The organism is Fluviicola sp., assembly GCF_030151805.1.
Classification (GTDB): domain Bacteria; phylum Bacteroidota; class Bacteroidia; order Flavobacteriales_D; family Crocinitomicaceae; genus Fluviicola.
Map to the genome: position 1 here is coordinate 1 of NZ_JASLCN010000335.1, position 4033 is coordinate 4033.

Consider the following 4033-nt stretch of genomic DNA (forward strand, 5'->3'; position numbering starts at 1 on the left):
TGCCCCGATTCAGATGTTGATGATTCAGGCTGCAACGGGTGCCGAAATGATTGCTTCGGCAGCTCTTCAGGCAAGTTTCAATATCGGGAATGCATTGGGAGCTTTTCTTGGGGGAATTCCGCTCGTAATGGGTTACGATTTTACCTCTCCGAACTTTGTTGGTTTATTGATGGCTTTGACCGGGGCGTTGATTACGGGGCTGTTGATTCTGAAATTCAGAAACCAGGATGCGGAATTGTCTTCTCAACCCGTGCGGAAAAGTTAATTTTTCCAATCGCGTGTTCTTTACCCTTTTTAGGGTATTGTGAGCTGAATTCATCTTCGTATTTTTGTTTTAACCGTGATTGACTGAATTACAAAAAACCGTGAGTATGATGGAAGAGCAGAAAAATAAAGTAGAATCCAGTTTGTCGGAGCGTCTTTTAAAAGAGCGTTCGGATAATCAGCCGGTTTATACGATTTCGGAAGACTCTTTGCAGACATTGTTGAGTATGGTTCAGGAAGGACTTACCGAATTTCCGGAAGAAGTGCTTCAAAAAGTATCTATTCAGGATTTGCTGAATACCTTGAAAAAGGCGCATGGCGTTTATCTCAATACCAAGCTTCCTGAAATAGAGCAGTCGATCTATAATTTGTACAGCAAACAAACCAATTCGGACAATGTGCTGCTGATGCTTTGCGGATTTTTCATTTCGTATCAAAAGAAACTGGTAGCGCATATTCAGTACGAAGAAGTGTTCTTGTTTCCATATATTCAGTCTTTACTGGAGTTTCAGAATACGGGGAAAGAGATCGACAGAACGCGTTTCGGGAATTTTACCCTGAAACAATTCTTTGAAAACCATTCCAACCTGGAAGAAGATCTGAATGAAGTACGACGGAAAATTGACGAGCACATTCAACGGCAGAAAACCCCTTTTGCATTCCGTATTTTCATGACGCAACTGGAACATTTCGAAAAAGATCTGGCTGTTCACGCTGTGTTGGAAGATGAAGTGCTGCTACCGCGTTTGGTGGATCTGGAACTTCACTTATTGGGATAGAACCGGTCATTTCGTTCCGTTTAGCATTCCAATGCTTCCCGATCCTTTGTTTCCCCGATTTTTGGTATGATCCTTGCCCTTTTCGTAACTTCAACAAAAAACTGAAAGATGAAATTGACAATTCTTGCCTTGATAGCTTTTTTAAGCGCTTTTTCATTCGGGCAAATTACCTTCGAACACGGAACCCTGAATGAAGCTTTGGCAAAGGCAAAACAAGCGAAGAAACCGCTGTTTGTAGATGTTTACGCAACCTGGTGCGGACCTTGTAAGCAAATGGCTGCAACAGCTTTCGTAGATCCGGAAGTAAGTGCTTTTTACAATGCGAATTTTATCTCGTTGAAATTGGACGGTGAGAAAAACGATGGTCCGGAAGTCATGTCGAAATATGGAATCGGAGCTTATCCTACCTTGCTTTACTTTGACGCATCCGGAAACCTGGCAGGAAAAGTAGTTGGCGGAATGCAGGCAAAACAATTGCTGGCAAAAGGACAGGAAATTGTAAACCCGGAATCAAATCCTGTTTCCCTTGCACGAAAACAATACCTGAAATCCAAAAAGAAGCCTTCAGACCTGAAAGCATATGTGAAAGTTTTGAGTGAAAACCAACACGATTCATTAGCAAAATATGCTGCGGAATATTACCAGAAAAAACCGGATCTGGATTTGAATGATGCAGTTGAACTGGCTGTCTTCAAATCTGCGGTTCACGATTACAAAACTCCACTGAGCAAGCAATTCCTGGACGATCCGAAAAACCAGGCTGATAAAGAGGAATACCTCAATAAAATCAACGATTATTTCATGAACACTTACCAGCAGGCGAAAGAAGCCAATGATTTCGACGTGATGAAATCCATGGTCGTTGAATTGTTTCCATACCTTCAGAAATGCAATGTTCCGAATCTTCCTTCCATGGAAGAATACCTCGACTATGTAAAAGGACAGTTTGATAAATAAACCCGAATAATTCCGGTTTTATTCTCTTGATACGATAGACTCTGCATCGCTTCCCGCGATAGCAGAGTTTTTTATGCCTGCTATTGCGGTTTTACTCAATGTGAGATTTGTATAAAACTGACTTTGAAACAAAAAATATGTAAAAAAAGCTCATTTGAATGTAAGAATTTTTCATTGCCGATGAAAGACCTTTGTAAGAAGTAACAGGTTATTATTCATTAAAGTAAAGGTTATGGCAACGACAGAAAAAAATACGAATCCCAATGCGAATATGGGAAAGTATGCAGGAAATTTTGAAATTACGGGTAACTGGGGAAAACAGTCTACACAGTTGAAAGAACAGTACCGGCAATTAACAGATTCTGATTTGAAATTCGAGCCCGGAAAAGAAAATCAGTTATTGGACAAAATTGGAGCCAAATTGAACAAAACGCGTGATGAAGTGATTGACATCATCAACAAATGTGAAGTTTGATTCTGACAATCTGGATCAGCGGCATAACCAGCTACTATTAAATAACTAATAGTAACTGTTAGGTTCTGTCCAGAGAAAAGCGCTCTTCTGCCGGTTGGTGGAAGGGCGTTTTTTTGTTTTCTGTTTTTCAGCCGGCAATTCTGTAAAATATGTAAGAATTCGTTCGAATCGTGTAAAACTTTAGAAAAAGTACCGTTGCATATTTGTAATAAGTGAAAACGAATTCACTTTTTTAATCTGGATAGTCATGAAAAGAAGAAGTAGAATTGTCCGTTTAGCTTTGTCATTGCTGATCATTGTTCTTGCAAGTTGTACTGAAACAAAATCAGAAAAGGTCGACAAAGCGGCTGAAGAAGTCAGGGACGCAAAAGAAGATTTAAACGAGGCGCAACAAGCGTATGAAAAAGAAGTAGAAGACTTCCGCCAATCCATACAAGCCGATATTGAAAACAATAAGTTACAAATCGAGCAATTGAAAAAGGAAAAGGTAAAGGCGAAAGCAGCAGCGATTGAAGAACGAAACAAACGCATCGAAGCACTTCAGGAACAGAATGATGAGCTGGAAGCACGTATCAAAGAATACAAAAGCAACAGCCGGGAAAACTGGGAAGAGTTCAAAAGAGAGTTTAAAAATGACATGAATGAACTCGGAAAAGCTTTCAAAGACCTTGGCAAAGACAATGTCAAGTAATACAAATAAACAATAGTTCCGGATAAATCATCCGGAGAAGTGGTTGAAAAGGAGTAATACATCATTACTCCTTTTTGATACCACGAAGTATTTACCCTTAATAAGAACGATCATGAGAACAATATTGAGCACAATAGCCATCCTGATAATTATCGGATGGGCTATCGGATATTTCGGATATCACACAGGAGGTTTATTTCATTTGATTCTGCTCGTTGCTTTGATAGCACTTTTAGTACAACTGTTTTCGGGCAGAAAAGAATGATTTTAGAATTTCAAAAATCACCTGAATTTTCGGGCAAGACATAGCATCATAAACCAACACTTGTCAGGACCTTTTTTTGAAGAGACAAAGTCCTAACAAATCATAAAACAGGTATTTTGAGTTTTGATCGGTAGATAATATGTCATAACTTACAAGTTACCAAGATTGATTAAACACTGTGACTGAATGAAACTGAATTCCTGATGTTTTCCCTCCGGGAACTTAACGATAGCTAAATAGGTAGAAGTTTTTTTATTAAAATTTAGTATTGTGAAGTTGTATATCAAATACATGGTGAGCCATAGATGTAAGATGGTCGTGAAGGAGAAGTTGGCGAATCTGGGTTTGCATCCTGCAAAAGTGGATTTGGGAATGGTGGAAATCCGGGAAAACATTTCGGAGGAAACCCGTGAAAAACTGCGCATGAATTTATCGGGGTGCGGACTGGAACTTTTGGAAGACCGGACGAATATTCTGATTGAACAGATCAAAAGTGTAGTCATTGAAATGGTTCATTACCTGGACGATGCTCCCAAAATGAACTATTCCGATTACATCAGTGAAAAACTCAATTACGATTACACCTACCTGTCCAATTTGTT

General features: G+C 39.4%; 5 protein-coding genes and 2 pseudogenes. All 7 read left to right on the plus strand.

Annotated elements, in window-relative coordinates; genetic code table 11:
- Positions 1-265 (plus strand): annotated as a pseudogene (locus tag Q1V93_RS12665) (MFS transporter); the annotation flags it as partial.
- A gap of 109 nt (positions 266-374) precedes the next feature.
- Positions 375-1043, plus strand: coding sequence for a hemerythrin domain-containing protein (locus Q1V93_RS12670; RefSeq protein ID WP_300665223.1), 669 nt, complete (start codon positions 375-377; stop codon positions 1041-1043).
- 108 nt (positions 1044-1151) lie between these two features.
- Positions 1152-2000, plus strand: coding sequence for a thioredoxin family protein (locus Q1V93_RS12675; protein WP_300665224.1), 849 nt, complete (start codon positions 1152-1154; stop codon positions 1998-2000).
- 232 nt (positions 2001-2232) lie between these two features.
- Positions 2233-2475, plus strand: coding sequence for a hypothetical protein (locus tag Q1V93_RS12680; RefSeq protein WP_300665225.1), 243 nt, complete (start codon positions 2233-2235; stop codon positions 2473-2475).
- Between the two features lie 247 nt (positions 2476-2722).
- Positions 2723-3166, plus strand: coding sequence for a peptidase M23 (locus tag Q1V93_RS12685; protein WP_300665226.1), 444 nt, complete (start codon positions 2723-2725; stop codon positions 3164-3166).
- A 112-nt stretch (positions 3167-3278) separates the two neighbouring features.
- Positions 3279-3431 carry a lmo0937 family membrane protein gene (locus tag Q1V93_RS12690; protein ID WP_300665227.1) on the plus strand — a complete coding sequence of 51 codons (153 nt, stop codon included), beginning with the start codon at positions 3279-3281 and terminating at the stop codon, positions 3429-3431.
- Between the two features lie 270 nt (positions 3432-3701).
- Positions 3702-4033: pseudogene (locus Q1V93_RS12695) on the plus strand (AraC family transcriptional regulator); the annotation flags it as partial.

Bases quoted from the DNA above. Each gene is read 5' to 3' on its own strand.
- Q1V93_RS12670 (WP_300665223.1), top strand. From the start codon at position 375: ATGGAAGAGCAGAAAAATAAAGTAGAATCCAGTTTGTCGGAGCGTCTT.
- Q1V93_RS12675 (WP_300665224.1), top strand. From the start codon at position 1,152: ATGAAATTGACAATTCTTGCCTTGATAGCTTTTTTAAGCGCTTTTTCA.
- Q1V93_RS12685 (WP_300665226.1), top strand. From the start codon at position 2,723: ATGAAAAGAAGAAGTAGAATTGTCCGTTTAGCTTTGTCATTGCTGATC.
- Q1V93_RS12680 (WP_300665225.1), top strand. From the start codon at position 2,233: ATGGCAACGACAGAAAAAAATACGAATCCCAATGCGAATATGGGAAAG.
- Q1V93_RS12690 (WP_300665227.1), top strand. From the start codon at position 3,279: ATGAGAACAATATTGAGCACAATAGCCATCCTGATAATTATCGGATGG.